The organism is Mesorhizobium sp. WSM4840, assembly GCF_055811755.1.
Window position 1 is genome coordinate 139,265 of record NZ_JBVVQD010000001.1, and the last position, 25,000, is coordinate 164,264.

Genomic DNA, 25,000 nt, shown 5'->3' on the forward strand with positions numbered 1-25,000 from the left:
ATTACTGCGTCCCGGCCGTCGCTTCGCCCAACAGCTTCTGGATGGTGGCCTGGTCGGCCTCGACCGGCTTGACCACTTCGCCTTCCTTCACCAGTTCCTGGCCGGCGACGATGATGCGCGCATCGGCAGGGATACCGCCGAGCACCAGGCCGGTTGGCGTGTCGTCGACCAGGTCGATCGGGAAGAACACGACCTTGCCGTCCTTGTCGACGGCGCGAATGCCGAGGTCGCCCTTGTCGCCCAGCGTCACCACGGAGCGCGGCAGCATGACAGCGTCGGTCGGCTGCGCGCTCAGCGCGATCTCGGCGGTCATCCCGGCCGGAATGGTGCCCTCGGGGTTGGGGATTGCGATTTCGACGCGGAAGGTGCGGGTGGCGGACGAGGCGTCGCGGCTGATATAGCGCACGGTGCCCTCGACATTCTGGCCGCTGACCAATCGTACATTCGCCTTGTCGCCGATCTTCAGATAGCCGAGATCACGTTCGCTGACCTCGCCGCGGGCGATCACCGGATCGAGGCTCAGAACGGTCGCCACTTCGCCGCCCTGCATCACGGAACTGCCAAGCTCCACCGGTACCCGGTCGATGACGCCGTCGAACGGCGCCTTCACCTCATTGCGGTCGAGCTCGGCCTGCGCGGCTTCCAGGTGCGACTGGGCTAGCGTCAGGTTGGAGCGAGCCGTATCGAGCTGCAGCTTGGGCAGATTGCCGGTTTTCATCAGCCGCAATGCTGCATCGAGTTCGGCCTGACGCTGAACCAGAAGCTGCTTGGCGTTGCTGACCGCCGAAAGCTTTTCCTCGGCTGCCAACATCAGCACGAGGTCGCCGGTCTTGACGCGCTGTCCCTGCTTGACCGGCAGCTTGTCGATGACGCCGGCGACGCGCGTCGCCAGGACCGCGCGCTTGTCGGCTTCGGTCAGTCCGGAAATGCGGATGGCGCGCGCATAGGTACGCCTGGGCGGGGTTATGATCGCGACGGTGCGCAACGGCGTCTTGGGCTGCTCTGCCTCAGCGGGCTTGGCCTGGCCGGCGTCAGCCGCCTTTGGCTGCTCGACCTCCCCCGCCTTGGGTTTATCGGCGGCCGCGCTGCCGACGGACGAGAACTCGCCCGTCACCATCCATGCAGCGAACCCGACAAGCACAACAATGGCTGCAAGCTTGTGAAACCTGTATTTCGGCATCGTCGTTTTTCCATTGCGCGGAGTTCGGCCAGGCCGCGTCTTCTAACTCGGCGCGTCGCCGATATGGGTGCGCGCAAGGCCGTGTTCAACTTGCCGTGATCGGCGAACGAGCTTCTACATCAAAGTTGCACCGCAATATAGTCAGAAAAGTTGATAGGTAATACTTCGCTGGACAGGATGCGCCCGCCGCCGTCAGGCGCGCCGGACCAGCGCGGCCGTTCGTCTGCGACATCGCACTCCGCGCAGCGCGGATGCGAAAGCAACCGCTAGGCCGCGTTCCTCGGGCAAGTCTTGGCTGCATCGACCGTCATCGGTGCCGTGCCTTGGCTTTCCTCTGCCGCTGGGGAGGCGCCATCGAAACAGCATGGCAGCAACTGTCAGCATGATGGCAATACTTCATGCAAAGGTCACCTCCTTCGACAAGGGCAGTGTCCGGATGCGCTTGCCTGCTAGTGCGAAGATGGCATTGGCGAGTGCCGGTGCCGCCGGCGGCGTGCCGACTTCGCCGACGCCGCCCATCTTGTGAAAATTCTCCAGGATGGCGACTTCGAACGCCGGACACTGCGAGATGCGCATGGCGTCGTAGTCGTGAAAATTCGACTGCTCGACCATGCCGTCGGCGAAAGTAATCTCCTGACCCATCGCCGCCGACAGGCCGTAGATGGCGGCGGAGATGAGTTGCGCCTCGATGATATCAGGATCGAGCGCGGTGCCGACATCGGCGGCGATCCACACCTTCTCAATGCGGATTCCGGACGGCGTGTCGGCGACCTGGACGATCTCGCCGACCCAACTGCCGAAGGACAGCGTGAACGCCATGCCCTTGGCCTTGCCGGCGGGCAGCGCCTCGCCCCACTTCGCCATCGCGGCGACCTTCTCGACCACCTTCACCGCTGCCGGATAGGCAGCCATCAGCGTCTTGCGCAGTTCGACCGGATCGACTTTCCCGGCGGTGGCGATCTCGTCCATGAAGCCCTCATGAAAGAAGCCGTTGATCGAGCAGCCGACCGATCGCCAGAAGCCGACCGGGATCGAGGCGGGCGCAGCAATGCCGCTGACCCGGTAATTCGGGATAGTGTAGGGCTGGTCGTAGGCCCCATCGACAATGGACTTATCGGGGCCAAGCGGCGGGATCGAGGGAAACAGCCGGCGCAAGGTGCTGGCTATCAGCGATGGCGAGGCGATTGTCATGTCGACGGCGACCGGTATGCCGTCGTTGCCAAGCCGCGCCTGGAATTTGCCGACCGAAGCCGGCCGGTAGGCGTCGTGGCGCATGTCCTCCTCGCGCGTCCAAATCACCTTGATTGGCCGGCCTGCCGTTTCTTTCGCCATCAGCGCAGCACAGAGCGCATAATCCACCTCGATACGTCGGCCGAAGCCGCCGCCCATGAAGGTGGTGTGGACGCTGACCTTGTCCTGCTCAATGCCGACAGCATTGGCGCAAAGCTGCCGTACCAAGGTCGGCGCCTGGTTGCCGCACCAGATGTCGAGGACGCCGTCCTTCAGCCGCGCCGTGGCGTTCATCGGCTCCATCGTCGCATGTGCCAGATAAGGCACCGCATAGTCGGCCTCGACGATCCTTTCGCGCGGCGCATCGGCGAAGGCGGTATCGACATCGCCATCGTCGCGCATCACCGACCCTTTGGTGCCGAGCGCCTGCTTCAGCACCTCGGAAATGCCGGCGCTGTCCAGCGGATATTCGGGATCGGCCCATTCGGCGTCGATCGCCTCCGCCGCCTTGAACGCCGCCCAGGTGTTTTCTGCGATGATGCCGAAGCCGTGGCCGTAATTCGTGTCGATCGGCACGATCTTGATCACGCCAGGCATTTTCTCGGCGTTGGAGAAATCCGCCTTGACCGGCTTGGCCCAGAAGCGCGGGCTCATCTTGACCGTGCCGTACAGCATCTCCGGCAGCGTCACGTCGATGCCGAAGATCGGCGCCCCGGTGACCTTGGCCAGCATGTCGATGCGTCTTTGCGGTTTGCCGAGCAGTTTCCAGTCGGCTTTGTCTTTGAGCCTGATTTCCGCGGGCGGCGCCATCGTCGCGGCGGTCGCGGCGACAGCGCCATAGGTCAGCGACTTGCCCGACGCCTTGTGCAGGATCGAGCCATTGGCCGTTTCCAGATCGGCGGCAGCTATACCGAACTTTTGCGCGGCCGCTGCAATCAGCATCTGCCGCGCGGCGGCGCCTGCCTGCCGCATCTTGCCGAAACCATCGAGCGTCGATGTCGAACCGCCGGTGCCTTGCAGGGCGAGGAATTTTCCGACCACGCCCATGCCGGCGCGCACTATTTCCGCGGTCATGCTTTCGTCGAAGAAGGCGAACGGACCGCCCTCTTCCAGGATCGCCGCATTGAAATAGGCGTAGGAGGCCGGGCCGTGCTCGACCTTGATCTGGTCGAGCCCGACATCGAGCTCTTCGGCAACCATGGCAGCAAGCGTCGTCGAGATACCTTGGCCCATCTCGGCGCGCGGCGCGACGATGGTGATGGTGTTGTCGGCGCCGATCTTCACATAGGGGTTGAAGGTCGCTTCATCAGCGGCGAGGTAGCCTTCCAGCGGATTCGGGTAGGGTTTGCGGTAGTAATAGTAACCGACAGCGATGCCGCCCGCGATGGCAGCCGCTCCGATGAGAAACGTGCGGCGGGCGATCTTTCCGACACTGGCCATAGTCAGATCCCCGCCGTCTTGAGCACGACCGCTCTTTTGATCGCCGCACGGATCTTCGGGTAGGTGCCGCAGCGGCAGAGATTGCCGCCCATGGCATCGTCGATGTCGGCATCGGTCGGGTCGGCAACCTCGTCGAGCAACGCCACCGCGCTCATGATCTGGCCGGCCTGGCAGTAACCGCATTGGGCGACCTGCTCTTCCAGCCATGCCTGCTGTACCAGATGCAGTCTGCCTTCGGTACCGATGCCTTCGATCGTGGTGACCGCGCCGGTGACCTCACCGACCGGCAATGAACAGGAGCGCACCGGCTGGCCGTCGACATGCACCGTGCAGGCGCCGCAGGCGGCGATGCCGCAGCCGAACTTCGGCCCGGTCTTGCCCATGAGATCGCGCAGCGCCCACAGCAGCGGCATTTCGGGATCGGCATTGACGTCGAATGCCTGCCCGTCGACGGTGAGGCGCATCGGGATACCCTTTGTTGTCGTCCACAGCCCGAGGCAAAAGGACGGTCGGCCATTTCGTCCTCATACATCTTGACAAATTACGTCATTTTGTCAACAGAGCTTTTGCAGGATAAAGTCGCGCCATGATCGAGATCGAGGACATCGCCACCGACCCCAAGCGCGTCCGCATTCTGGACAGCGCGATGAAGGTGTTTCTGGCCTATGGTTTCGCCCGCACCACCATGGACGACATTGCGCGTGCCGCCGACATGTCGCGGCCGGCGCTTTATCTCCAGTTCAAGAACAAGACCGATATTTATCGCGCCATCGCGTTGATGCTGCTCTCCCGCTCGCTCGAGCAGGCGAAAACGGCACTCGCCGGCGAAGAACCATTTGCCGAGCGCACGATGCGGGCCATCGACGAAGCGCTGATCTCGATGACGCGCACCGTCCACGCCTCGCCGCATGGCGCCGAACTCCTCGACATGAAGTCGAGTCTCGCCGACTTGATCGGCCGCTGGCGCAGCCGGTTTGCCGAGCATATCGCCGCAGCGATCCAGAGCGAGGCCGGACGCAATGGCGTCGATCTCACCGCCAAGGGCTTGTCGGCAAAATTGCTGGCCGACATGCTGCTCGACGGGCTGGAAGGCATGAAGATGCGCATCAGCGATCCGGACGAGCAGCGGCGGGCCGCGGCCGCGCTGATCAAGGTGATCGATCTAGCCTTGCAAAAAAGCTGACAATTCAAAACGCCTCAGGCTCGGCGACGCGCTGCTTCGGGCTTCTTGCGTGCCGCGAGGAACTCCTTGACCCGCCGCCCTGGTGCCGGACCACGCACCGGCTTGAAGCCGTCATCGAGTTCGCCTGAGAGATCAAGCGTCGGCCGCTTGCCGACGGCGTCGTAATTCTCCTCCAGCCAGTCGCTGGCGGCGGTGCGGCCAAGGTCGCGCAGATAGGTCAGGAACGCCCATTCGGCATTGACCTTGGACGATGCCGACAGGTCCTTGAACGCCTCGTCGGCATCGATGCGGTGCATGCGGATGTCGCGGTATTCGCCATGCGGCAGCCGGCCGGCTGCAATCAGCTCCTTGATGAAGGCGATCGAGCGGAATTCGCGCAAGAGTCCGGCGTTGAAGGTGATCTCGTCGATGCGATTCTGGATTTCGTTGGCGCTCTTCGGCGTCCCCTCGCGGACCACCGGATTGATCTGCACCAAAAGCACGTCCTCGGTGGCAGTCGTCTTGAAGAACGGGAACAGCGCCGGATTGCCGCCATAGCCGCCATCCCAGTAGGGCACCCCCTTGATCTCGACGGCGCGGAACAGCTGCGGCAGGCAAGCCGACGCCATCACCGTGTCGAGGTCGATCTCGCCATCGGAAAAGACGCGCAACTGCCCGGTCTCGACATTGGTCGCGGAGATGAACAGTTCCATCGACTTGCAGGCGCGCACATTGCCGAAATCGATCTCCTTTTCAATCACGTCGCGCAGCGGATTGAGGCCGAGCGGGTTGGCGACATACGGCGAAAACACCCGCGACATGGTGTCGAAGAAGAGATAGCCCGGCGTGTTCTCGATCGACCAATTGCCCCAGGCCACGTCCCACGGCATGCGCTGCACCGGGCTGAACCGGCCCTTCCGCGCCACCGCGCGCCAGAAATCGTCGAGCTTCTGCCGCGCGCCCTCGACGCCGCCGCGGACGAACCCGTCGGCCAGCGCCACCGCGTTCATGGCGCCGGCGCTGGTGCCCGAAACCGCCGCGATGTCGAGCCGCCCGTCCTCCAGCAACTGGTCGAGCACCCCCCAGGAGAAGGCGCCGTGCGAGCCGCCACCCTGCAGCGCGACGTTGATCTTCTTGGGCTCCTCCACCTTGCCGTTCGTCGTCATGGCGTTGCCCTTGATTTGTCGGCCAGATTTGTTCGCACGCTCAAATTCACTGGGCGGTCCAGCCGCCGTCGACCGAAACATGCGTGCCGTTGATCTGCGCTGCCGCATCCGAACACAGGAACACCGCGGCAGCCGCAACCTGCTCGACCGTGACGAATTCCTTGGTCGGCTGCTTTTCGAGCATGACCTCGCGGACCACAGTGTCGCGGTCCATCTTGTTCGCCTTCATCTGGTCGGGGATCTGCGCCTCGACCAGCGGCGTCAGCACATAGCCGGGGCAGATGGCGTTGCAGGTGATCTTGTCGCGCGCCAGTTCCAAAGCGACCGTCTTGGTCAGCCCCATGATGCCGTGCTTGGCCGAGACATAAGCCGATTTGAACGGCGAGGCGACCAGCCCGTGGGCCGAGGCGATGTTGACGATCCTGCCGCCGCCGGCTTGTTTCATCAGCGGGATCGCGGCAGCGATGGTGTGGAAGGCCGACGACAAATTGATGGCAATGATCGCGTCCCATTTCTCGATGGGAAATTCTTCCACCGGCGCGACATGCTGGATGCCGGCATTGTTGACCAGGATGTCGACCGAGCCGAACGTCTCGGCTGCTTTCTCGATCAAAGCCCGGCATTCGGCCGGCTTCGACATGTCTGCCTTGATATAGACGGTCTTCACGCCGTGATGTTTGGCGATCGCATCGGTGATGGCCTGATCGTCGGCAGTGTCGGAAAAGGAATTGACGACGACATTGCAGCCGTCGGCCGCGAGCGCATGGGCGATGGCCAGGCCGATGCCCGAGGTGGAACCGGTGATGATGGCGGTTTTTCTGCTGGGCAAGGCGAAATCCTTCAGTACGGTGCTAACGGAAGCATATTGCAGTGCAGCATATATGTCTCGTGCGGCGCAAGAACAGCGGCGCGGATTGGCGATGACATGAAATTTTTGTCATGAATGAGGACACCCTCACTCGAAGTTGTGCCCTGACAGACCGTGTGAAAACAGTTTGTCAGCGATCCCGGGTAGCCACTTCGGGGTGCTCCTGAGATTGCGTTTTGGATGAAATCCGGCTCATGAAAAGATGGAGAGCTCTGCGCGCGGCGAGCGATGGCGGCTCGGACGGATGCCACTCCGGAAAATGACCATCGATCGCCATGCGCGCCAACCCGTAGACAAATGCGCGCGCGGCAAGCACCAGATGGTCAAAGTCGGTGTCCGGAGCAAGCCGACCTTCTTGTAGCGCTTGGGTCAGCAGGTCGATCATCTTTCGGCGAACGGCTTCATTCTGATCACGAAGACTATCCGACGCGTCGAAATCAATCAGCGTTCGAGAACTTATGATCTGGAAATGCGTCGGATTGCTGATCGCCCATTCCAGATAGCCTTGTCCGATCGCTTCGAAGGCCACGATGGGATCTGCGCTGTCGACTTTGGACTGTGCATCGGCAACGGCTTCGGTCAGCCGGTTCATGGCCTGTTCGGCGACAGCGGTCAGCAGTGCTGTTTTCGACCGAAAATGCCGGAATGGCGCGCCGGGCGAGACGCCGGCACGTTTTGCAGCCTCACGCACGGAGACATGCTCTGCTCCGCGCTCTTCGATGATCTCCACGGTAGCAGCGATCAAGGCCTCAACCAGATTGCCGTGATGATAGCGCTTGGGGTTGGCGGCTTCGCCGGAATCCGTTGGGTTGGTCATGCCTGCCCAATAGCACGAGGCCGAAATGTAATCACCGATTATTTTCTTGCGCCCGAGCGATTCCTATGTAATCAGTGATTACAACGTCAACGGAGGTTACCATGCTTCGCATCATCGCAACGACTGTCCTCGCTTTCTCTTTATTGTCGCTCGGGTCTGCCCAGGCCGAAGATCGGCCAACCCTGGAAATCGTCTGGCCGGTGGCCGGTTCGGTCATCGAACTCGGCAACGATCCCGAGAAGGCGATAGGCGTCATCGTCAGGAGCAACTTCACGCTGCTGCCAGCGGGTGAATGCGACGGCGTCGGCCAATGCGGCCACGTGCATATGAAGATCGATCCCACCGGAGATACCTGCAACATCCCCGGCAAGCCGTACAACAGCATGAACAGCGACTTTGGCGGCGATCTTATCAAGGCTCGTTTCGGCCATTGTCCGGATGCCGCCGGCAAGCACGTGATCGGCGTGCTACTTGCCGATGATCATCACAAGCCCATTCTTGTGGACGGCAAACCCGTTACCGCTCTGGTGACGGTGACGACGAAATAATGCATGTCGCGCAAAAGTGTGCAGCGGTTTTGCGATAACGACATGCATAAAGCAACAACCTAAAATGCGTCGCATGAGGCCGATCAAACGCGACGCGCTTTAGCGTGGCCGGAGTCCCTCAGCCTCATTCGAGGCGGAGATTTTCTGACACGGTCTACTGATGAGAGATTTCGGCCGGGTTCGGTCCGGCCGGCGATCACGACATGGTGTCGAGCTTGCGCTGCATGGCGGCGATCTGTTCCTTCAACTCCTGAAGGTCGTCAGGTTTTTCCGACGTTTCTTTCCTGGGCGGCTCCGCCGGCGCTGCGGAAGAGCCATTCAAGCCTGCGGGTGGGAAGGGCGTGAACAGGCGCATGGCGTTCTGGAACATCTCCATATTGCGGCGCGTCTGCTCTTCCAGCGCTTTGATCGGCGTGGCGATCTTCATCATGTCCAGCGGCGACTTGCCCAACGCACCCTTCATCTGCTCGCGGAAGCGTTCCTGTTCCTTTGAGAAGGCGATCATCGATTGTTCGAGGAAGCTCGGCACGATCATCTGCATCTGGTCGCCGTAGAAGGCGATCAACTGGCGCAGGAATGGAATTGGCAGCATGTTCTGCCCTTCCTTGTTCTCCAGTTCGAAGATGATCTGGGTCAGCACCGGATGGGTGATGTCGTCGCCGGTCTTGGCGTCCTGGACGGTGAACTCCTCGCCCTTCTTGACCATTTCGGCAAGGTCCTCAAGCGTCACATAAGTGCTGGTGCCGGTGTTGTAGAGGCGGCGATTGGCATATTTCTTGATGATAATCGGTTCGTCTTTCGCGGCCATCAGCATCCTCCCAGGACACCGGCGCATTTGAGTAAGCTGCCGGTAACGATTGCGCCTTTTCAAGGATATGCGCAAAAGCGTCACAATTCCAAGCGGTTTGTGCAGTGCGGGATAAATTAATGCTGCATGGCGGCCCAAATATGCTGCGCAGCAATGCGCCAGACTGTTTCCACGATCGCGAGCGACCTGCTTGCGACGCATGGCCGTCATGCTCATTTCAGGTTTGACTTGGATCATTGAAAGGGCAAGAAAAGCCCTGACGATACCAAAACTCGATACCTCGAAGTCTGGAGAAGAACATGTCCGCTGCTATCGTTGTCGCCAGTGCGGCGCGCACGCCCGTCGGGTCCTTCAACGGCGCCTTTGCCGCCACCCCGGCGCATGAGCTTGGTGCCGTGGTCATCAAGGAACTGCTGTCCCGTGCCGGTGTCGAGCCGGCGGAGGTCGACGAGGTCATCCTCGGCCAGGTGCTGACCGCGGCTCAGGGCCAGAACCCCGCCCGCCAGGCATCTATCAATGCCGGCCTGCCAAAGGAAACCACGGCCTGGGGCCTCAATCAGGTTTGCGGCTCAGGTCTGCGCGCTATTGCTCTCGGCATGCAGCAGATCGCCGCCGGCGACGCCAAGGTGATCGTCGCCGGCGGGCAGGAATCGATGTCGCTGGCCCCGCACGCTCAACACCTGCGTGCCGGCGTCAAGATGGGCGACTACAAGATGATCGACACCATGATCAAGGACGGGCTTTGGGATGCCTTCAATGGCTATCACATGGGCAACACCGCCGAAAACGTCGCTCGCCAGTTCCAGATTACCCGCGAGGACCAGGACGGGCTCGCATTGGCCTCCCAGAACAAGGCAGAGGCCGCACAGAAGGCCGGCAAATTCAAAGACGAGATCGTGGCTTTCATCGTCAAGGGCAAGAAAGGCGACACGACAGTCGACCAGGACGAATATATCCGCCACGGCGCGACGATCGACGCCATGACCAAGCTAAGACCGGCCTTCGACAAGGACGGCACGGTGACCGCCGCCAATGCCTCCGGCATCAATGACGGCGCCGCCGCTGTGCTGCTGATGACCGAGGCGGAAGCCGCAAAGCGCGGCATCACGCCGCTGGCGCGCATCGTGTCCTGGGCGACGGCGGGTGTCGATCCGCAGATCATGGGCACCGGGCCTATTCCCGCCTCGCGCAAGGCGCTGGCCAAGGCCGGCTGGTCGGTCGGCGATCTCGACCTGGTCGAGGCCAACGAGGCCTTCGCCGCGCAGGCCTGCGCCGTCAACAAGGACATGGGCTGGGATCCGTCCATCGTCAATGTCAATGGCGGCGCCATCGCCATCGGCCATCCGATCGGCGCCTCAGGTGCCCGCATCTTCAACACGCTGGTTTACGAGATGCGCCGCCGCGGCGCCAAGAAGGGCCTCGCCACGCTGTGCATCGGCGGCGGCATGGGTGTCGCCATGTGCGTGGAAGCGCTATGAAGACAGACTACAGCGCCGGGCGTCCCTTGGGGCGCGCAAAGGACGCTGTAGCATTTGACCTTGCGCATGATCCTTTTCGAAAATCGATTTCGATTTTCGGGGTTCATGCGCCAGCCAAGCCATGAAATAGTCAGTGGCGAACGGGGCTCAATCGCCGTTAGAGCGTTCAGCGCCCGCCACTCACGAATTAAAAAGGGAGGACACCATGACAAAAGTAGCACTCGTCACCGGCGGGTCGCGCGGTATTGGCGCCGCGATTTCGATCGGCCTGAAAACCGCCGGCTACAAGGTTGCCGCGAACTACGCCGGCAATGACGAAGCGGCGCAGAAATTCAAGGCAGAGACCGGCATTCCGGTCTACAAATGGTCGGTGGCCGACTACGATGCCTGCGCCGCTGGCATCAAGCAGATCGAGGCCGATCTCGGCCCGGTTTCCGTTCTGGTCAACAATGCCGGCATCACCCGCGACGCCATGTTCCACAAGATGACGCGCGAGCAATGGAAAGAGGTCGTCGACACCAATCTTTCCGGCGTCTTCAACATGACGCACCCGCTGTGGGGCGGCATGCGCGACCGCAAGTTCGGCCGCGTCATCACCATCTCCTCCATCAATGGCCAGAAGGGCCAGACCGGCCAGGTCAATTATTCGGCGTCGAAGGCCGGCGACATCGGCTTCACCAAGGCGCTCGCCCAGGAAGGAGCGCGGGCCGGCATCACCGTCAATGTCATCTGCCCCGGCTATATCGCTACCGAGATGGTCAGGGCGATGGACGAGAAGGTGCTCAACGAGCGCGTCATCCCGCAGATCCCGGTCGGCCGCCTCGGCGAGCCGGAAGAGATCGCACGTTGCGTCGTCTTCCTCGCTTCCGACGATGCCGGTTTCATCACTGGCTCGACCATCTCCGCCAATGGCGGCCAGTACATCACCTGAGGCGTCGGCTCTCGCCGGTAACTGATGTACCGGGCCCAACGCCCACCCGGCCAAGACCGAGGGCTGGGATCCGCACAATCGCGGCTGTCAGGCAACAAGCTTCAGCCCTGGTTCGGCTGCAGGCTTGGCCCGGGCGATCGGCTCGCGCGAAGGTGCCGGCAGGCGGGCAAGCGGCGCCCGGCTGAGGCCTGACAGTTTCAATGCGATACGAAGCTTCAGGAATGGATTGAGATTCAGCACCGAAAGCACGAGATTGCGGACGAACCGCTTCACCGAATTGCGGGTAAGCGCCATGTCGGTCATCGTGCCCGCCAGTTCAAGCACCTCTTGGGCCGCCGGGCGGCGCAGCGTTTCGTAGAGGTCGAGCTCGGCTTCCGGGCGCACGCCGTTCATCACGTCGCCAAGCAACTGGCCAAGCACAACCGCGTCGATGATGCCGGTGTTCATGCCTTGCCCTCCCGCCGGGCTGTGCACGTGCGCGGCATCACCCATGAGGAACAATCGGTCCTTGCGGTACGAGCGGACCAGGCGGTGATGCACACGAAAACGCGAGCTCCACGACAGGTCGAGCACCCGGGTTCTTTTCTTGGTCGGTCCGCGGCTGTCGAGCAGCGCCTGGATGTCGGCGATCTCGGGCTTTTCCGGTGCGTCCTCCATTGTCGCGACGACCCGGTACGATCCGTCCGGAAGCGGCGCCACCACCACCAGCCCGGCCGGTGCAAAGAACAGCGACACTTCTGTCGGCCCAACCGGCCAGTCGAGACGAACATCGGCGAGTACGAACGAAGCGTCATAGGCCGCGCCGTCGAACTCGATGCCGGTCGACCTGCGCACCAGGCTTTGCATGCCGTCGGCACCAACGACATAGCGTGCCGATATCAGTTTCTCGCGGCCGTTCTCGACCACCGTCACGCGCGCGCCGTCAGCATCCTGAACGACCGCCTTGGCCTCGACCATGCGGTGAATCACACCGCCCAGGGCTGCGATCCGTTCGGCGAACACCTGCTCGGTCAGGTTCTGAGGCAGCATCATCAAATAGGGATGCCTTGACGGAAGCTTGCCGAAATCAAGCGTGAGCAGCGCCCGATTGCGGTCGCGGATGGCGAAATTCTGCAGCTTCAGGGCAAGTTCGCTCAGCCGCTGCGTGACGCCGAGAGGCTCCAGCGTTTCCAGCGTCTGCGAGTGGATGACGCCAGCCCGCGAGGTCTGAAGGCCCTGCGCCAGCCTGTCGATCAGAACATGATCGACACCGGCCTGGTGCAGCACGATGGACAGCGCCATGCCGGTCGGGCCGGCGCCAATGATCAGGACTTCCGTTGTATCGGGCAACATTTTTTCTCTCCATTTGTCAACGATCGTTGACTTTCTAGTCGAAGCTATTGCATTTGTCAACGGCCGTTGGCATATGAATTTTCATGACCGAGAACCAGCCGAAGAAACCCAGCAAGTCGGACCGCACGCGCGCCCAAATCCTCGAGGCCGCGAGGCTCCTGTTCGCCGAGCGCGGCTATGACGGCGCCTCCATCCGCGACGTCGCGGCGCATGCCTCGATCGATCCGGCCATGGTGATCCGCTATTTCCGCAGCAAGGACGAGCTGTTCGCCAGGGCGGCGGTCGTCGACCTGCAATTGCCGGCACTTCGGGTGATCGACCGAAACACCATCGGTGAAACGCTGATCAGGCGTTTTCTCGAAATCTGGGAGGGCGCGGCCAGCGGTCCTGGCATGGCAATTCTGCTGCGTTCGGCGACGTCGAACGAATTCGCCGCCGAAAAGCTGCGTGACGTATTTGGCAACCAGGTCAGGCCGGTGGTTGCGGCGGTCGCTGATCCCGCCGACGCGGGTCGACGTGCCGGGCTCGTTTCGAGCCAGTTGCTGGGTTTGGCGATGTGCCGATACCTGCTGCGGCTTCCGCCCGTCGTCGCCCTGTCCCACGATGAAATCATTCAGAACGTCGGCCCTACTTTGCAGCGCTATGCCGTGGGAGAGGACATTTCTTGAACCCGGAGTCTGGTCCTCGTGCGCGACTGCGCCGACCGACGGACGTGACACCGATTTGTGCCGAAGCGGCACGCAAAAGTTAACGGCGGCCGCACAGCCTGTGCAAAACCCTGTTCTTCGCCTGTTGATAACAGGTGGAAAACCTGTTCACGACACAACATATTGGGGTGAACAAACCGGGAAACACCCGCCAGCGCTGATTCGTCGCCGTTTCGTTCCGGCTTTGACCGGAAGGTTAACGACAAAGGCTGAAAACATCCTCAAACCGTAATGGCGCGTTAGGAAAGATCAATAATTTCATAATGTTGGGTGATGCCCGCCCGCCTGCGCCGATCGTTCACCTGCAACTGTTAAGGAGGACGTCCGCCCTGCATGAATCGGGCCAGTTCGGCGATTCAGCATGTGGTGAGACTCGTCGGCAAAAAGTCCAGATGTAGCCGTGAACAAAACCTGAATCAGCAAGAGTCAGCGATTCGTAGCTGATTCGTTCCAGACTCGTTCCAACTGTTAATCAGGACCGGTTGACAACACCAGACGAGAGCCTTCGAGCTGCAGTCGGAACATTCCGCTTTCGCTTCGCACTCGAAATCCCTATGTGTCGGCTGTCACACGCGCCGCCACGGGGCGCGCTCCCGACAACGCGAAGAAGAGAGCCTGATTTCCAGGTCGATGAACATCCCGCCGAAACATATTGAGCCGCTGATCCTCTCGGGCCGCGACGTGACTGCCGTGCTCGGGCCGACCAACACCGGTAAGACCCATCTCGCCATCGAGCGCATGGTGGCGCATGAAAGCGGCATCATCGGCCTGCCGCTCAGGTTGCTCGCCCGCGAGGTTTATTCACGCGTCTGCGAGAAGGTCGGCGCTCACAAGGTGGCGCTCATCACCGGCGAGGAGAAGATCCAGCCCGACGGTGCCAGATATTCGGTCTGTACCGTCGAAGCCATGCCGCGCGAGACCAACGCCGCCTTCGTCGCCATCGACGAGGTGCAGCTGGCCGGCGATCTCGAGCGCGGCCACATCTTCACCGACCGTATCCTGCATCTGCGCGGCCGCCAGGAGACATTGCTGCTCGGCGCAGCCACCATGCACGGCATCCTCCAGCGTCTGCTGAAGGGCGTGTCGGTGGTGACCCGGCCACGGCTGTCGCATCTCGCCTATGCCGGCTCGAAGAAGCTGACCCGCCTGCCGCGACGCACGGCGATCGTCGCCTTTTCCGCCGACGAGGTCTATGCGATTGCCGAACTGATCCGCCGCCAGCAAGGGGGTGCGGCCGTCGTGCTCGGCGCGCTATCACCCCGCACTCGCAACGCGCAGGTGGAGCTGTTCCAATCGGGTGATGTCGATTACCTGGTCGCCACCGATGCGATCGGCATGGGCCTGAACCTCGATCTCGATCATGTCGCCTTCGCTCAAAACCGTAAATTCGATGGCTACCAGTATCGCAACCTGACGGCGGCCGAGCTCGGCCAGATCGCCGGCCGCGCCGGCCGGCACTTGCGCGACGGCACTTTCGGCGTCACCGGCCAGGTCGATCCGCTCGACGAAGATCTGGTCAAGAAGATCGAAGGGCATGAGTTCGACCCGGTGAAAGTGCTGCAATGGCGCACCGCGCATTTCGATTTCGCCAGCCTCGATGCGCTGAAGCGCTCCACCGAGACCAACGCGCCGGTCGAAGGCCTGACGCGTGCGCTACCGGCTGTGGATGCGCAGGCGCTCGAGCATTTGTCCCGCGACGAGGATATCCGGGCCTTGGCCACCAACGCCAAGCGCGTGGCGCTGTTGTGGGAGGCCTGCGCCCTTCCCGACTACAGGAAGATCGCGCCTGCCCAGCATGCCGACCTGATCGCCTCGATCTACATGGACCTTGCCAGGCATGGCCATGTCGACGAGAATTACATGGCCGAGCAGGTGCGCCGTGCCGACACCACCGAGGGCGACATCGACACGCTGTCGCACCGGATCGCCCAGATCCGCACCTGGACATTCGTCTCCAACCGGCCCGGCTGGCTGGCCGATCAGGCACACTGGCAGGAAAAGACGCGCGAAATCGAAGACAGATTGTCGGATGCGCTGCATGAGCGGTTGACGAAACGCTTCGTAGACCGCAGGACTTCCGTCCTCATGCGGCGCCTTAGAGAAAATACCATGCCTGAAGCCGAAATTAGCCCAACCGGAACTGTCCTCGTCGAAGGCCATCATGTCGGCGAGTTGCAAGGGTTCCGCTTCACCGCCGACCAGAGCGCCGGCGGCGAGGACGCCAAGGCAGTGCGCACAGCAGCCCAGAAGGCGCTTGCAGCCGAATTCGAGGCGCGGGCCGAACGCTTCGGCGCCTCGGCCAATGGCGACATCGCGCTCGGCTCCGACGGCACGCTGCGCTGGATCGGCGCGCCGATCGGCACGCTGGTCGCAGGCGACGAGCCGTTGAAGCCGCGCCTTGTGCTGCTGGCCGACGAGCAGCTCACCGGACCAGCCCGCGACAAGGTCGCGGCGCGCGCCGAGCGCTTCGTCAATTTCCAGATCGAGTCCTTGCTGAAGCCGCTGGTCGACCTCAAGAACGCCGAGCAGATCACCGGCATCGGCCGCGGCATTGCCTTCCAGCTCGTCGAGCATTTCGGCCTCATCAACCGCCGCGACATCGCCCAGGAGATGAAGTCGCTCGACCAGGAAGGCCGCGCCGCCCTTCGCCGGCTCGGCGTGCGCTTCGGCGCCTACCACGTCTTCGCGCCCGCGCTGATCAAGCCGGCCCCGGCCGGACTGGTGACGCTGTTGTGGGCGCTGCAGAACGACGGCAAGGACAAGCCCGGCTTTGGCGATGTGGTCCACGCGCTGGCCTCCGGCCGCACCTCGGTGGTCATCGATCCCACGTTCGACAAGGCCTTCTACAAACTGGCCGGCTACCGCAATCTCGGCCGTCGCGCGGTGCGCGTCGACATCCTTGAACGGTTGGCCGACCTGATCCGGCCCGCAACCAACTGGAAGCCGGGCCTCGGTCAGCGGCCCGACGGCGCCTATGACGGTCAGTCTTTCATGGTGACGCCGCCGATGATGTCGATCCTCGGCGCTACGGCCGACGACATGGAAGAGATTTTGAAAGGCCTCGGCTACCGAGCGGAGCCGAAGCCGGCAGTCGAGGTGAGGGCGCGGCTCGAGGCACAGGACAATGCCGCGCGTGAAGCCGCCGCGGCCAAGCAGGAGGCGGAAGAAGCTGCGCGAGCCGAGCAGGCCAAGGCAGCGGACGCCGCGGTTGCGGACGCAGCCGCCGAGGCGCCGGCCGAGAGTTCGGAGCCGGATGCAGTGGCAGAGGCCACAGCCGAAGCGCCCGCGGAAACCACCACCGAAGCGGAACCTGTCGCAGAAGCTCAGGTGGAAACTCCGGCTGAGCTCACGGTAGAGGGGCTGCCTGCAGCCGAAGCCGCAGCTCCAGAGGCAGCACCCGAAACCGCCGAGATTGCGGTCGCACCGGCGGAGCCGGCTTTCGAAGCCTCGCCCGCAACGGAAGCCGTGTCGGCCGAACCTGCCGCGGCGGCGGCAGCCGCCACCGGCGAGGCTGCTCCAGAGGCCGAGAAAGAGGCCGAAGAACCAAAACCCATCCTGTTGTGGCGGCAGGGCCGCTTCGACCAGCGTCCGCGCCACCGCCACCACGACAGCCGGCCCCGTGACAGGGACAATCGCCCGCGCAACGGGCAAGCCGCCCGCGATGGCCGTGGCGACGCACCGGCAGATGCCACCGGCGGACAACCGGCCGGCGCTCCAGGCAGCCGGCCCCCCCATCAAGGACGCCGCGACGGCGACGGCGCCGGCAAGCCGCGCTTCGACCGCAGCAAGTTCAAGCCCAAGCCTCAGGGTGAGGCAGGGGAACGGCGCGACGGCAAGCCGCAGGGCGAGCGTCCCGATCGTCGCGAAAGCCGGCCGGACTGGAAGGGCGGCAGGCAGGACGGCAAGGGTGGCGCACCAGGTGGAAAGCCCGCGTTCCAGCCTAAGCCTCGCGAGGAGCGTCCCGTGCGCTTCGACCCGGATTCTCCATTCGCCAAGCTCGCCGCGTTGCGCGACCAGCTGAAGAAGTAAGTTCGCTCGCTCCGATGGTCGCCGAAGGCCGCCAGCGCATCGATAAATGGCTGTTCTTTTCGCGTGCGGTGAAATCGCGCTCGCTGGCAGCGAAGCTGGTGGTGGCCGGACGCGTCCGCATCAATCGCGACAAAGCAGCGCAGGCCTCCGATCTGGTCCGGGCCGGCGACGTCCTGACCATCACTCTCGAGCGGCGCATCTTCGTCTGGAAGGTGCTCCGCACGGGAAGCCGGCGCGGCCCTGCCGAAGAAGCGCGCATGCTCTACGAGGATATGTCGCCGCCGCCCGCGCCGAAGGGCGAGGCCGTTGCCGATGCGATTCCCGCGCTACGCGATGCCGGCAGCGGCCGCCCGACCAAGAAGGAACGCCGGGAGACCGACCGGTTGTTCGGCGACGACTGACGCATAACCGGGTTTCGCCGGATCGCCCTTCTGGAATTCCATTCCGGAAACACCGGTATCGCGCGCAATGGCTGCCCTTGCAAGCGGCGGGCAAAGACGTTACCTCACCAAAAAAGCCTAACAAAAACGGGACGTCCCGGAGCCGACCGATGACCTATGTCGTGACCGACAATTGCATAAAATGCAAATACATGGACTGCATCGAGGTCTGTCCGGTCGACTGTTTCTACGAAGGCGAGAACATGCTCGTCATCCATCCCGACGAATGCATCGACTGCGGCGTCTGCGAACCGGAATGCCCGGCAGACGCGATCAAGCCCGACACCGAGCCGGGTCTCGACAAATGGCTGCAGATCAACACCGAATACGCTGATAAATGGCCCAACATCACCGCCAAGAAGGAGCCTCCGGCCGACGCCAAATCCTTCGATGGCGAGGCCGGCAAGTTCGAGAAATATTTCTCCCCCGAGCCCGGCGAGGGCGACTGACAAGACCGCTGATTCAGCCAGCATAACGCCGCCTAAAAGGCATGGTACATTAACTGCCGCGACAGGCGGCGATGGCACATGGCCTTCGCGCGTGCAGCAAAACCTTGATTCTTCCGACTTTTTGTGCTACATCAACCAAACATGCCGGTGACACAACGTCGATTTATGGCGCAAACGCCCCAAATCACTGAAAGGTGAATTTCTCAATCCGGACCAGAGTGATCTGGGGCAGGCGGTCGCAATTATGCGGTTTGCCGGCCTCGGCTTTTCCGGTGGGTTCGTAGTTGTGCGGCTAACGATCGGTTACCCGATCGCGCGAGTTCGGCCGGCAGAATGCCGGTACCACACCAAGGAGTTCATGGCGTAATGGCAACAATCACCCCGCAGAAGAAGTCCAGCGCAGCGCGTCACGGTTTTAAGACCGGCGAGTACATCGTCTATCCGGCGCACGGCGTCGGCCAGATCGTCTCGATCGACGAGCAGGAAGTTGCGGGCCACAAGCTGGAACTGTTCGTCATCGACTTCCAGAAGGACAAGATGCGTCTGAAAGTGCCGGTTGCCAAGGCGACCTCCATCGGCATGCGTAAGCTGTCGGAAGAGGATTATGTCGATCGCGCGCTGAAGGTCGTGCAGGGCCGCGCCCGCGTCAAGCGCACCATGTGGTCGCGCCGCGCCCAGGAATATGATGCGAAGATCAATTCCGGCGACCTGATCTCGATCTCCGAAGTGGTGCGCGACCTCTACCGCGCCGACAACCAGCCGGAGCAGTCCTATTCCGAGCGCCAGCTTTATGAGGCGGCACTCGACCGCATGGCGCGCGAGATCGCGGCCGTCAACCGCATGTCGGAAACCGAAGCGGTGCGCCTCATCGAGGTGAATCTCAACAAGGGTCCGAAGCGCGGCGCCAAGGCCGACAACGAAGAAGCCGAGCAGGAAGAAGCAGCCTGAGCGCTTCTCGCCTTCGAATTTGGAAAAACCCGGCCTCGCGCCGGGTTTCTCTTTTTATGCATGTCGTTATCCCAAAACCGCTGCGCACTTTTGGGCGACATGCATTAACCTTCGCCGCCGCCTTCCTTCTCCGCTTCCTGCTTCAGCGTCGCGATGAACCGCTTGGTTCGCTGCCGCTCCGGATTGCTGAACAAAACAGCGGCGGGGCCTTTCTCGACGATGGCGCCGGCGTCGAGGAACACCACTTCCTGCGCGATCTTCGAAGCGAGGCGCAAATCATGCGTCGCCATCACCATGGTGGTGCCCTCACGAGCGAGCTGGCTGAGCACGTCGACCACCTCCTGAGCCAGTTCCGGATCGAGCGCCGAGGTCGGCTCGTCGCACAGCAGCACTTTCGGCGATGGCGCCAGCGCCCGGGCAATCGCCACGCGTTGCTGCTGGCCGCCTGACAGGGTCGCCGGCCAGGCATCGGCCTTGTGCGCCATGCCGACCTTTTCGAGCAGAGCGAGCGCCCGCTCGCGCGCTCGCTCGACCGGCCATTTCAGCACCGTCACCAGCCCCTCCATGACATTTTCGATTGCCGTGCGGTGCGGAAACAGCTGGAAATTCTGGAACACCATGCCGGTCTGCAGCCGCAGGCGCTGGATGGCCGTGCCGGAAACCTTGCCGCCGGGATGGAATTCGAGCGCGTCGTCGCCGATGCGCACCGTGCCCGAAGTCGGGATCTCGAGCAGGTTGATGCAGCGCAGAAGCGTGCTTTTTCCGCCGCCCGAGGGACCGACAAGGGCGGTGACGCTGCCTTCCTCGATGGTGACCGTCACGCCCTTCAGCACTAGGTTGTCGCCGAAGCGCTTCTCGATGTCGGTAAGACCGATCATGAGCGCGCCTCCAGGAAGCCGCCATAGCGGCTGAGCCGCTTTTCCAAGCGCGTCTGCAACGCCGACAGCACCGAGCTCAGCGCCAGATAGAGAGCCGCCGCCTCGACATAGAGGATCAGCGGCTCATAGGTGGTGGCGACGATGCGCTGCGCCGCCTGGAACATCTCCGGCACGGTGATGGCGGCGGCCAGCGATGTATCCTTGACCAGCGAGATGAAGGTGTTTGACAGCGGCGGCACCGCGACGCGGCCTGCTTGTGGAAGAATCGTGCGCCGCATCGCCTGGCTCCAGGTCATGCCGATCGAATAGGCCGCTTCCCACTGCCCCTTCGGCACCGAGCCTATGACGGCGCGGATGATCTCCGACGTATAGGCGCCGATGTTGAGCGTGAAGCCGATCAACGCAGCTGAAAAAGCGTCGAGCAGGATGCCGACCGAGGGCAGGCCGTAGAAGATCAGGAAGAGCTGCACCAGAAGCGGCGTGCCACGGAAGATCCAGACGTAGAAGCGGACCACGGCGACCAGCGGCTTCGGACCGAACAGCCGAACGAGCGCCGCAACCAGTCCTACGAAGAGACCGAATGCGAACGACAGCAGCGTTAGCGGCACGGTGAAGATCAGCGCGGCCCATAGCAGCGTGGGCAACGAGTCCAGCATCAGTTGCAGCCAGTGCGGCACGAAAACCCTCCTTGCGAGATGGCCGCCCAAAACCGCCCCGGCAGCATCGAAGCGCGATCATACGGCCGCCATATCACGCGAAAAGCGGCGGCCGTCAAAGACAGCTCGCCGCGATACCTGCCATACGGGCCGGCAACCGGCCCGCTCCGTGAAATGCGCTTACTTCGAAACGTCCTGGCCGAAATAAGTGTCGGCGATCTTCTGGTAGGTGCCGTCGGCCCTGATATCGGCCAGCGCCTGATTGATGGCGGCGACCAGTTCCGGATCGCCCTTGCGCACGAGGACGCCGGAATAGTCGGCGTTTTCTTCCTGCGCGGCGATCTTCACATTGGCGTCGGGCTTGTGCTTCTTGAAATCGAGGAAGGACAGGCTGTCGTTGATGGTGGCGTCGGCACGGCCGGTAAGAAGCAGCTGGATCGACTGGTCGAAACCATCGGTGCCGACGAGTTCGGCGCCGTTCGCTTCGGCGAGCTTGCCGAAATTCGAGGTCAGCGACTGCGCCGCCTTCTTGCCCTTGAGGTCGGCAAAGCTCTTGATGTCGGTATTGTCGCCGCGCACGATCAGCACCGCCTTGGACGCGATATAGGGATCGGAGAAATCATACTTGGCCTTGCGCTCCTCGGTGATACCGACCTGGTTGATGACGGCGTCATAGCGCTTGGCGTCGAGGCCGGCGATCAGCCCATCCCATTTGCCTTCGAGGAATTCGGCCTTGACGCCGAGGCGCTCGGCGATCGCCTTGGCGATCTCGACATCGAAGCCGACCAATGCGCCCGAGGCATCATGATAGGTGAAGGGGGCATAGGTACCCTCCGTGCCGACCTTGAAGACACCGGCCTGCTTGATCTGCTCGAGATTGGCGCCGGCATGGCCTGATGTGACGGCCAGTACCTGCAGTATTGCGGCGACGATAAGCGAATTGAGCCATTTCATTTTTCTGTGATCCCGTCATTGGCCGGCGTACGCCGCATTTGTGAGCGCCGGAAACTGACAGATGCGGGCTGGCGAAATAAGGAACCAGATTTCAAAAATGAGACGCTTTCGAAATCCAATTCTCAAAACCACATCGAACCGCGCCAACCGACCACGTAGCGACCACCGCAACGAGCTTTCGGCAGTGCAATCCACGCGACATCAGCGGCGGAACCATTCACCCGCGTGGCACGTTCTTGGCTGTTGTAGGGCGCGGCGTCGCCAATTCAACCACGATGCCAGCTTAGGGTTCGAGCGATCGCACCGCAACGCCCGGAACAGGGAGCGTGGCATGATGGAAGATATGGCAGGGCGAACCATGGTCCGCGCGGCGATGAAAGCCCCCTATCTCGAGCGCGACGAAGAGCATCTTCTCGCGCTGCGCTGGAAGGAAGACAACGACCAGCAGGCGCTGCACCAAATCGCCATGGCACATATGCGTCTGGTCATTTCCATGGCCTCGAAATTCCGCCACTACGGTCTGCCGCTCGGCGATCTGGTCCAGGAAGGCCATGTCGGCCTGCTGGAGGCGGCGGCCCGCTTCGAACCGGAACGCGAGGTGCGGTTTTCGACCTACGCGACATGGTGGATTCGCGCCTCGATGCAGGACTATATCCTGCGCAACTGGTCGATCGTGCGTGGCGGCACCAGTTCGGCGCAAAAGGCGTTGTTCTTCAATTTGCGGCGCCTGCGCGCCCGCTTGGCGAACGGTGCCGAGCCGATCTCGAATACCTCGCTCTATCGCGAGGTGTCGGTCGCGCTCGGCGTCTCCGAGGCTGACGTGGCGATGATGGACTCCCGCCTTTCGGCACCGGATAGCTCGCTCAACCAGCCGCTCGCCGACGATGCGGGCGCCACCGAGCGAATGGATTTCCTGGTTTCGGACGATCCTTTGCCGGACGAGGTCGTGGGCGACACGATCGATGTCGAACGCCGTTCTGTCTGGCTGAAAACGGCGCTCGGCGCGCTCAATGCCCGCGAGCTCAGGATCATCGAGGAGCGCCGGCTGAGCGACGAGGGCGCGACGCTCGAAGCCCTCGGCGAGGCGCTCGGCATCTCCAAGGAACGCGTCCGCCAGATCGAGGCACGCGCCATGGAAAAGCTCAAGATAGCGCTGGTGAAGCAAAACCCCGAGTTTCTGGCGACCGCCGCCTAATCAGGGTGTGTTGAGATTCAGGTTAGGCCGAGCCGAAAACGGTGGTTTCCGAGAACCGGAGTGGAGCGTACTTAAAGTACGTGAGCACCGGAAGCGCAGGAAACTGCCGGTTGCAGGCCGGCATCACCTGAATATCGACACACCCTATTTGTCGGTGATGATCTTGACCTTGTCGCCGGCCGAAACAGCTGCACCGGGCGACATCGCATTGAGCACCCTGAACAGATCGAGCTTGCGCTCGACGCCGACCATCTGCGCGGCGAGCGAACCCATGGTCTGTCCGGGCCGCACCGTGACAACGCGGATATGCAGCGGCTTCAGCGCCGCTTTCTCGGCCGCGCTCAAGATACGGAAGGAACCGCTGACCGAGCGCGCCACGGCATCCAGCGAGGCGCTGGCGGAAGGGGCAGCCGTCAGCAGCCGGTAGACCTGGCCACCGGCGCGGATCACCGCGATGTCGAACTGCCAGCCCTCGGCACTGGCATGCGCCGTCGCCGCGTCGTTGCCATTGATCGTTTCCTGGCGCACGCTGCTTTCGTCGAGACCGGCCACCCAGCCGCTGCGGATGTAGTCGGTCAGCGAGCGGCTCTTGTCGATCGAAACGCCGTCGAAGCGAATCGCTATGTCGCCTGGCCCGGTTGCCGTCACCGCCGCGGCCGAGTTGTCGATGATGAAGCCGTCGGGCACCGAGAACGACACGCCGAGCCCTGGATGCAGGAAGGTTTCGCCACGCACATAGCCCTCCTCCGGCGTGTCGCCGTAGAGCAGGCCGTCTATGCCGGCGAGGAAGGCGTCGCGGTCGCGCGTGCCGACGCCGGGCGCGCCGAACTGGCGGGCATGACGCTGCGCCAGATCGATGCGCTGCGGCGTGTTGGGATGCGTCGCCAGGAAGTCGAGGCTGGCGTCGGTGGCGCCGCTGATCGAGCGGAAATCGGTGTAGGCTGACATCGACTGCAGGAAGCGGCCGGCGGCAAAGGGATCGAAGCCCGCCTCGCCGATCGACTTGATGCCGATGCCATCGGCCTCAAGCTCCTGATTGCGCGAGAACTGGGCAAGCCGCAGCTTGCCGCGGATCAGTGCCGCCTTGGCGGTCGGGCTGTCGCCGAGCACGTCGGAGACGACCTTGGTTGCAAACCCCTCCTCAGCCTCGAGCTGTTGGCGCTGCAAGCCGTGGTTTGCAGTGACGTGGCCCATCTCATGCGCGATGACCGCGGCGAGCTCGGCCGAATCGTTGGCCAGCGCCAACAGGCCGCGCGTGATGTAGAGATAGCCGCCCGGCAGCGCGAAAGCATTGACGTTGGGCGAATTGAGGATGGTGATGCGGTAGGTCTGGCTCGGGTTGGCCGACACCACGGTCAGGCTGCCGACGACCTTGGCGACCATGCGCTCGAGCTTGGGATCGGAATACTCGCCGCCATAGGTGGCGAGGATGCGCGGATGCTGCGCCTTCGCCATTTCGGCGAGCTTGCTGTTGGCGGCGACATTGTCGACCGTGATCGGTTTGCTGGAAGGTTGGAAGCCGGATTCCTGAACGTCCGGAGGCGTGAACATCTGGCAGCTTGCCAGCGCCATGGCAAAGCCGGCCAGCGCGAGGAAGCGCGCCAGCGGTTTCCTTCTCACTCTGTCGGTGCCGGTCGGCAGAACAGCTTCCTTTCGGGTCTCAGCACATGGCCCCGAAAATCGGGCATCGATTTTCAGAAAGGATCATGCGCACAATCAACTGCCACAGCGTCCTTCGCGGCCATGAGCACGCATGGCACACCGTAGTGGCAAATCACAACCTA

The 25,000-nt window shown here is 62.7% G+C and carries 22 protein-coding genes; 10 read left to right on the forward strand and 12 right to left on the reverse strand.

From position 1 onward, the window contains the following. Window position 1: 1 nt before the first annotated feature. The 3 genes from AC0L3I_RS00800 to AC0L3I_RS00810 form a co-directional block, all read right to left on the reverse strand. Window positions 2-1,180 carry an efflux RND transporter periplasmic adaptor subunit gene (locus AC0L3I_RS00800; protein WP_473525648.1) on the reverse strand — a complete coding sequence of 393 codons (1,179 nt, stop codon included), beginning with the start codon at window positions 1,178-1,180 and terminating at the stop codon, window positions 2-4. Between the two features lie 396 nt (window positions 1,181-1,576). Then, window positions 1,577-3,850 (reverse strand): xanthine dehydrogenase family protein molybdopterin-binding subunit, encoded by a 2,274-nt coding sequence (locus AC0L3I_RS00805; RefSeq protein ID WP_473525649.1) that lies wholly within the window; start codon window positions 3,848-3,850, stop codon window positions 1,577-1,579. 2 nt (window positions 3,851-3,852) lie between these two features. Continuing rightward, entirely contained in the window at window positions 3,853-4,314 is a 462-nt protein-coding gene (locus AC0L3I_RS00810; RefSeq protein WP_123150164.1) for a (2Fe-2S)-binding protein, read from the reverse strand. Between the two features lie 122 nt (window positions 4,315-4,436). Here AC0L3I_RS00810 and AC0L3I_RS00815 point away from each other — a divergent pair, with 122 nt between their 5' ends. Beyond that, complete coding sequence (locus tag AC0L3I_RS00815) at window positions 4,437-5,033, forward strand: TetR/AcrR family transcriptional regulator (protein ID WP_473525650.1); 597 nt, start codon at window positions 4,437-4,439, stop codon at window positions 5,031-5,033. A 14-nt stretch (window positions 5,034-5,047) separates the two neighbouring features. Here the strand turns inward: AC0L3I_RS00815 and AC0L3I_RS00820 are convergent, their stop codons facing one another. The 3 genes from AC0L3I_RS00820 to AC0L3I_RS00830 form a co-directional block, all read right to left on the reverse strand. Beyond that, on the reverse strand, window positions 5,048-6,178 hold the full coding sequence (locus tag AC0L3I_RS00820) for a patatin-like phospholipase family protein (protein ID WP_473486374.1): 1,131 nt from the start codon (window positions 6,176-6,178) through the stop codon (window positions 5,048-5,050). A gap of 46 nt (window positions 6,179-6,224) precedes the next feature. Then, a complete protein-coding gene (locus AC0L3I_RS00825) occupies window positions 6,225-7,007 on the reverse strand; it encodes a 3-hydroxybutyrate dehydrogenase (RefSeq protein ID WP_473486373.1) in 783 nt (260 codons plus the stop codon). Window positions 7,008-7,176: 169 nt separating this feature from the next. Then, on the reverse strand, window positions 7,177-7,863 hold the full coding sequence (locus tag AC0L3I_RS00830) for a TetR/AcrR family transcriptional regulator (protein WP_473525651.1): 687 nt from the start codon (window positions 7,861-7,863) through the stop codon (window positions 7,177-7,179). A gap of 101 nt (window positions 7,864-7,964) precedes the next feature. Between AC0L3I_RS00830 and AC0L3I_RS00835 the strand changes: the two genes are divergently transcribed. After that, window positions 7,965-8,411, forward strand: a complete 447-nt coding sequence (locus AC0L3I_RS00835) for a hypothetical protein (protein WP_473525652.1) — start codon at window positions 7,965-7,967, stop codon at window positions 8,409-8,411. 196 nt (window positions 8,412-8,607) lie between these two features. Here AC0L3I_RS00835 and phaR read toward each other — a convergent pair whose 3' ends face one another. Beyond that, window positions 8,608-9,219, reverse strand: a complete 612-nt coding sequence (gene phaR, locus AC0L3I_RS00840; protein WP_473486371.1) for a polyhydroxyalkanoate synthesis repressor PhaR — start codon at window positions 9,217-9,219, stop codon at window positions 8,608-8,610. 299 nt (window positions 9,220-9,518) lie between these two features. On the opposite strand from phaR, the gene AC0L3I_RS00845 reads away from it, so the two are divergent. Both AC0L3I_RS00845 and phbB read left to right on the forward strand, forming a co-directional pair. Beyond that, window positions 9,519-10,697: an acetyl-CoA C-acetyltransferase gene (locus AC0L3I_RS00845; protein WP_473486370.1), complete on the forward strand. Its 1,179-nt coding sequence runs from the start codon at window positions 9,519-9,521 to the stop codon at window positions 10,695-10,697. A gap of 205 nt (window positions 10,698-10,902) precedes the next feature. Further along, the gene (gene phbB, locus AC0L3I_RS00850) at window positions 10,903-11,628 is read left to right on the forward strand and encodes an acetoacetyl-CoA reductase (RefSeq protein WP_065011280.1); all 726 of its coding nucleotides are present in this window, start codon (window positions 10,903-10,905) and stop codon (window positions 11,626-11,628) included. 87 nt (window positions 11,629-11,715) lie between these two features. Here the strand turns inward: phbB and AC0L3I_RS00855 are convergent, their stop codons facing one another. Then, entirely contained in the window at window positions 11,716-12,960 is a 1,245-nt protein-coding gene (locus tag AC0L3I_RS00855; RefSeq protein WP_473525653.1) for an FAD-dependent monooxygenase, read from the reverse strand. A gap of 83 nt (window positions 12,961-13,043) precedes the next feature. Here AC0L3I_RS00855 and AC0L3I_RS00860 point away from each other — a divergent pair, with 83 nt between their 5' ends. The 5 genes from AC0L3I_RS00860 (at window position 13,044) to AC0L3I_RS00880 (ending at window position 19,533) form a co-directional block, all read left to right on the forward strand. Further along, window positions 13,044-13,628 (forward strand): TetR/AcrR family transcriptional regulator, encoded by a 585-nt coding sequence (locus AC0L3I_RS00860; RefSeq protein WP_473486368.1) that lies wholly within the window; start codon window positions 13,044-13,046, stop codon window positions 13,626-13,628. Window positions 13,629-14,297: 669 nt separating this feature from the next. Continuing rightward, window positions 14,298-17,696: a helicase-related protein gene (locus AC0L3I_RS00865; protein WP_473486367.1), complete on the forward strand. Its 3,399-nt coding sequence runs from the start codon at window positions 14,298-14,300 to the stop codon at window positions 17,694-17,696. Between the two features lie 14 nt (window positions 17,697-17,710). After that, a complete protein-coding gene (locus AC0L3I_RS00870) occupies window positions 17,711-18,097 on the forward strand; it encodes an RNA-binding S4 domain-containing protein (RefSeq protein ID WP_473525654.1) in 387 nt (128 codons plus the stop codon). A 149-nt stretch (window positions 18,098-18,246) separates the two neighbouring features. Beyond that, window positions 18,247-18,585 (forward strand): ferredoxin FdxA, encoded by a 339-nt coding sequence (gene fdxA / locus AC0L3I_RS00875; protein WP_023762879.1) that lies wholly within the window; start codon window positions 18,247-18,249, stop codon window positions 18,583-18,585. A gap of 366 nt (window positions 18,586-18,951) precedes the next feature. Then, window positions 18,952-19,533: a CarD family transcriptional regulator gene (locus tag AC0L3I_RS00880; RefSeq protein ID WP_027152934.1), complete on the forward strand. Its 582-nt coding sequence runs from the start codon at window positions 18,952-18,954 to the stop codon at window positions 19,531-19,533. 104 nt (window positions 19,534-19,637) lie between these two features. On the opposite strand, the gene AC0L3I_RS00885 is transcribed toward AC0L3I_RS00880, so the two are convergent. The 3 genes from AC0L3I_RS00885 to AC0L3I_RS00895 all read right to left on the reverse strand — a co-directional run bounded on the left by AC0L3I_RS00885 (window position 19,638) and on the right by AC0L3I_RS00895 (window position 22,021). Next, window positions 19,638-20,411: an amino acid ABC transporter ATP-binding protein gene (locus tag AC0L3I_RS00885; protein ID WP_473525655.1), complete on the reverse strand. Its 774-nt coding sequence runs from the start codon at window positions 20,409-20,411 to the stop codon at window positions 19,638-19,640. Next, complete coding sequence (locus AC0L3I_RS00890) at window positions 20,408-21,088, reverse strand: amino acid ABC transporter permease (RefSeq protein WP_473486364.1); 681 nt, start codon at window positions 21,086-21,088, stop codon at window positions 20,408-20,410. Before AC0L3I_RS00890 ends, AC0L3I_RS00885 begins: the two co-directional genes overlap by 4 nt. A 159-nt stretch (window positions 21,089-21,247) precedes the next feature. Continuing rightward, entirely contained in the window at window positions 21,248-22,021 is a 774-nt protein-coding gene (locus AC0L3I_RS00895) for an amino acid ABC transporter substrate-binding protein (RefSeq protein WP_473486363.1), read from the reverse strand. A 331-nt stretch (window positions 22,022-22,352) separates the two neighbouring features. Between AC0L3I_RS00895 and AC0L3I_RS00900 the strand changes: the two genes are divergently transcribed. After that, window positions 22,353-23,216 carry an RNA polymerase factor sigma-32 gene (locus tag AC0L3I_RS00900; protein WP_473486362.1) on the forward strand — a complete coding sequence of 288 codons (864 nt, stop codon included), beginning with the start codon at window positions 22,353-22,355 and terminating at the stop codon, window positions 23,214-23,216. A gap of 144 nt (window positions 23,217-23,360) precedes the next feature. Here the strand turns inward: AC0L3I_RS00900 and AC0L3I_RS00905 are convergent, their stop codons facing one another. After that, window positions 23,361-24,788 carry a M48 family metalloprotease gene (locus AC0L3I_RS00905; RefSeq protein WP_473525983.1) on the reverse strand — a complete coding sequence of 476 codons (1,428 nt, stop codon included), beginning with the start codon at window positions 24,786-24,788 and terminating at the stop codon, window positions 23,361-23,363. Between the last annotated feature and the right edge of the window lie 212 nt (window positions 24,789-25,000).

What these genes read in the sequence shown, in the direction of transcription:
- AC0L3I_RS00800 (WP_473525648.1), bottom strand. Translation starts at nt 1,180, where the DNA reads ATGCCGAAATACAGGTTTCACAAGCTTGCAGCCATTGTTGTGCTTGTC.
- AC0L3I_RS00805 (WP_473525649.1), bottom strand. Translation starts at nt 3,850, where the DNA reads ATGGCCAGTGTCGGAAAGATCGCCCGCCGCACGTTTCTCATCGGAGCG.
- AC0L3I_RS00810 (WP_123150164.1), bottom strand. Translation starts at nt 4,314, where the DNA reads ATGCGCCTCACCGTCGACGGGCAGGCATTCGACGTCAATGCCGATCCC.
- AC0L3I_RS00815 (WP_473525650.1), top strand. Translation starts at nt 4,437, where the DNA reads ATGATCGAGATCGAGGACATCGCCACCGACCCCAAGCGCGTCCGCATT.
- AC0L3I_RS00820 (WP_473486374.1), bottom strand. Translation starts at nt 6,178, where the DNA reads ATGACGACGAACGGCAAGGTGGAGGAGCCCAAGAAGATCAACGTCGCG.
- AC0L3I_RS00830 (WP_473525651.1), bottom strand. Translation starts at nt 7,863, where the DNA reads ATGACCAACCCAACGGATTCCGGCGAAGCCGCCAACCCCAAGCGCTAT.
- AC0L3I_RS00835 (WP_473525652.1), top strand. Translation starts at nt 7,965, where the DNA reads ATGCTTCGCATCATCGCAACGACTGTCCTCGCTTTCTCTTTATTGTCG.
- phaR (WP_473486371.1), bottom strand. Translation starts at nt 9,219, where the DNA reads ATGGCCGCGAAAGACGAACCGATTATCATCAAGAAATATGCCAATCGC.
- AC0L3I_RS00845 (WP_473486370.1), top strand. Translation starts at nt 9,519, where the DNA reads ATGTCCGCTGCTATCGTTGTCGCCAGTGCGGCGCGCACGCCCGTCGGG.
- phbB (WP_065011280.1), top strand. Translation starts at nt 10,903, where the DNA reads ATGACAAAAGTAGCACTCGTCACCGGCGGGTCGCGCGGTATTGGCGCC.
- AC0L3I_RS00855 (WP_473525653.1), bottom strand. Translation starts at nt 12,960, where the DNA reads ATGTTGCCCGATACAACGGAAGTCCTGATCATTGGCGCCGGCCCGACC.
- AC0L3I_RS00860 (WP_473486368.1), top strand. Translation starts at nt 13,044, where the DNA reads ATGACCGAGAACCAGCCGAAGAAACCCAGCAAGTCGGACCGCACGCGC.
- AC0L3I_RS00865 (WP_473486367.1), top strand. Translation starts at nt 14,298, where the DNA reads ATGAACATCCCGCCGAAACATATTGAGCCGCTGATCCTCTCGGGCCGC.
- AC0L3I_RS00870 (WP_473525654.1), top strand. Translation starts at nt 17,711, where the DNA reads ATGGTCGCCGAAGGCCGCCAGCGCATCGATAAATGGCTGTTCTTTTCG.
- fdxA (WP_023762879.1), top strand. Translation starts at nt 18,247, where the DNA reads ATGACCTATGTCGTGACCGACAATTGCATAAAATGCAAATACATGGAC.
- AC0L3I_RS00880 (WP_027152934.1), top strand. Translation starts at nt 18,952, where the DNA reads ATGGCAACAATCACCCCGCAGAAGAAGTCCAGCGCAGCGCGTCACGGT.
- AC0L3I_RS00885 (WP_473525655.1), bottom strand. Translation starts at nt 20,411, where the DNA reads ATGATCGGTCTTACCGACATCGAGAAGCGCTTCGGCGACAACCTAGTG.
- AC0L3I_RS00895 (WP_473486363.1), bottom strand. Translation starts at nt 22,021, where the DNA reads ATGAAATGGCTCAATTCGCTTATCGTCGCCGCAATACTGCAGGTACTG.
- AC0L3I_RS00900 (WP_473486362.1), top strand. Translation starts at nt 22,353, where the DNA reads ATGATGGAAGATATGGCAGGGCGAACCATGGTCCGCGCGGCGATGAAA.
- AC0L3I_RS00905 (WP_473525983.1), bottom strand. Translation starts at nt 24,788, where the DNA reads ATGGCGCTGGCAAGCTGCCAGATGTTCACGCCTCCGGACGTTCAGGAA.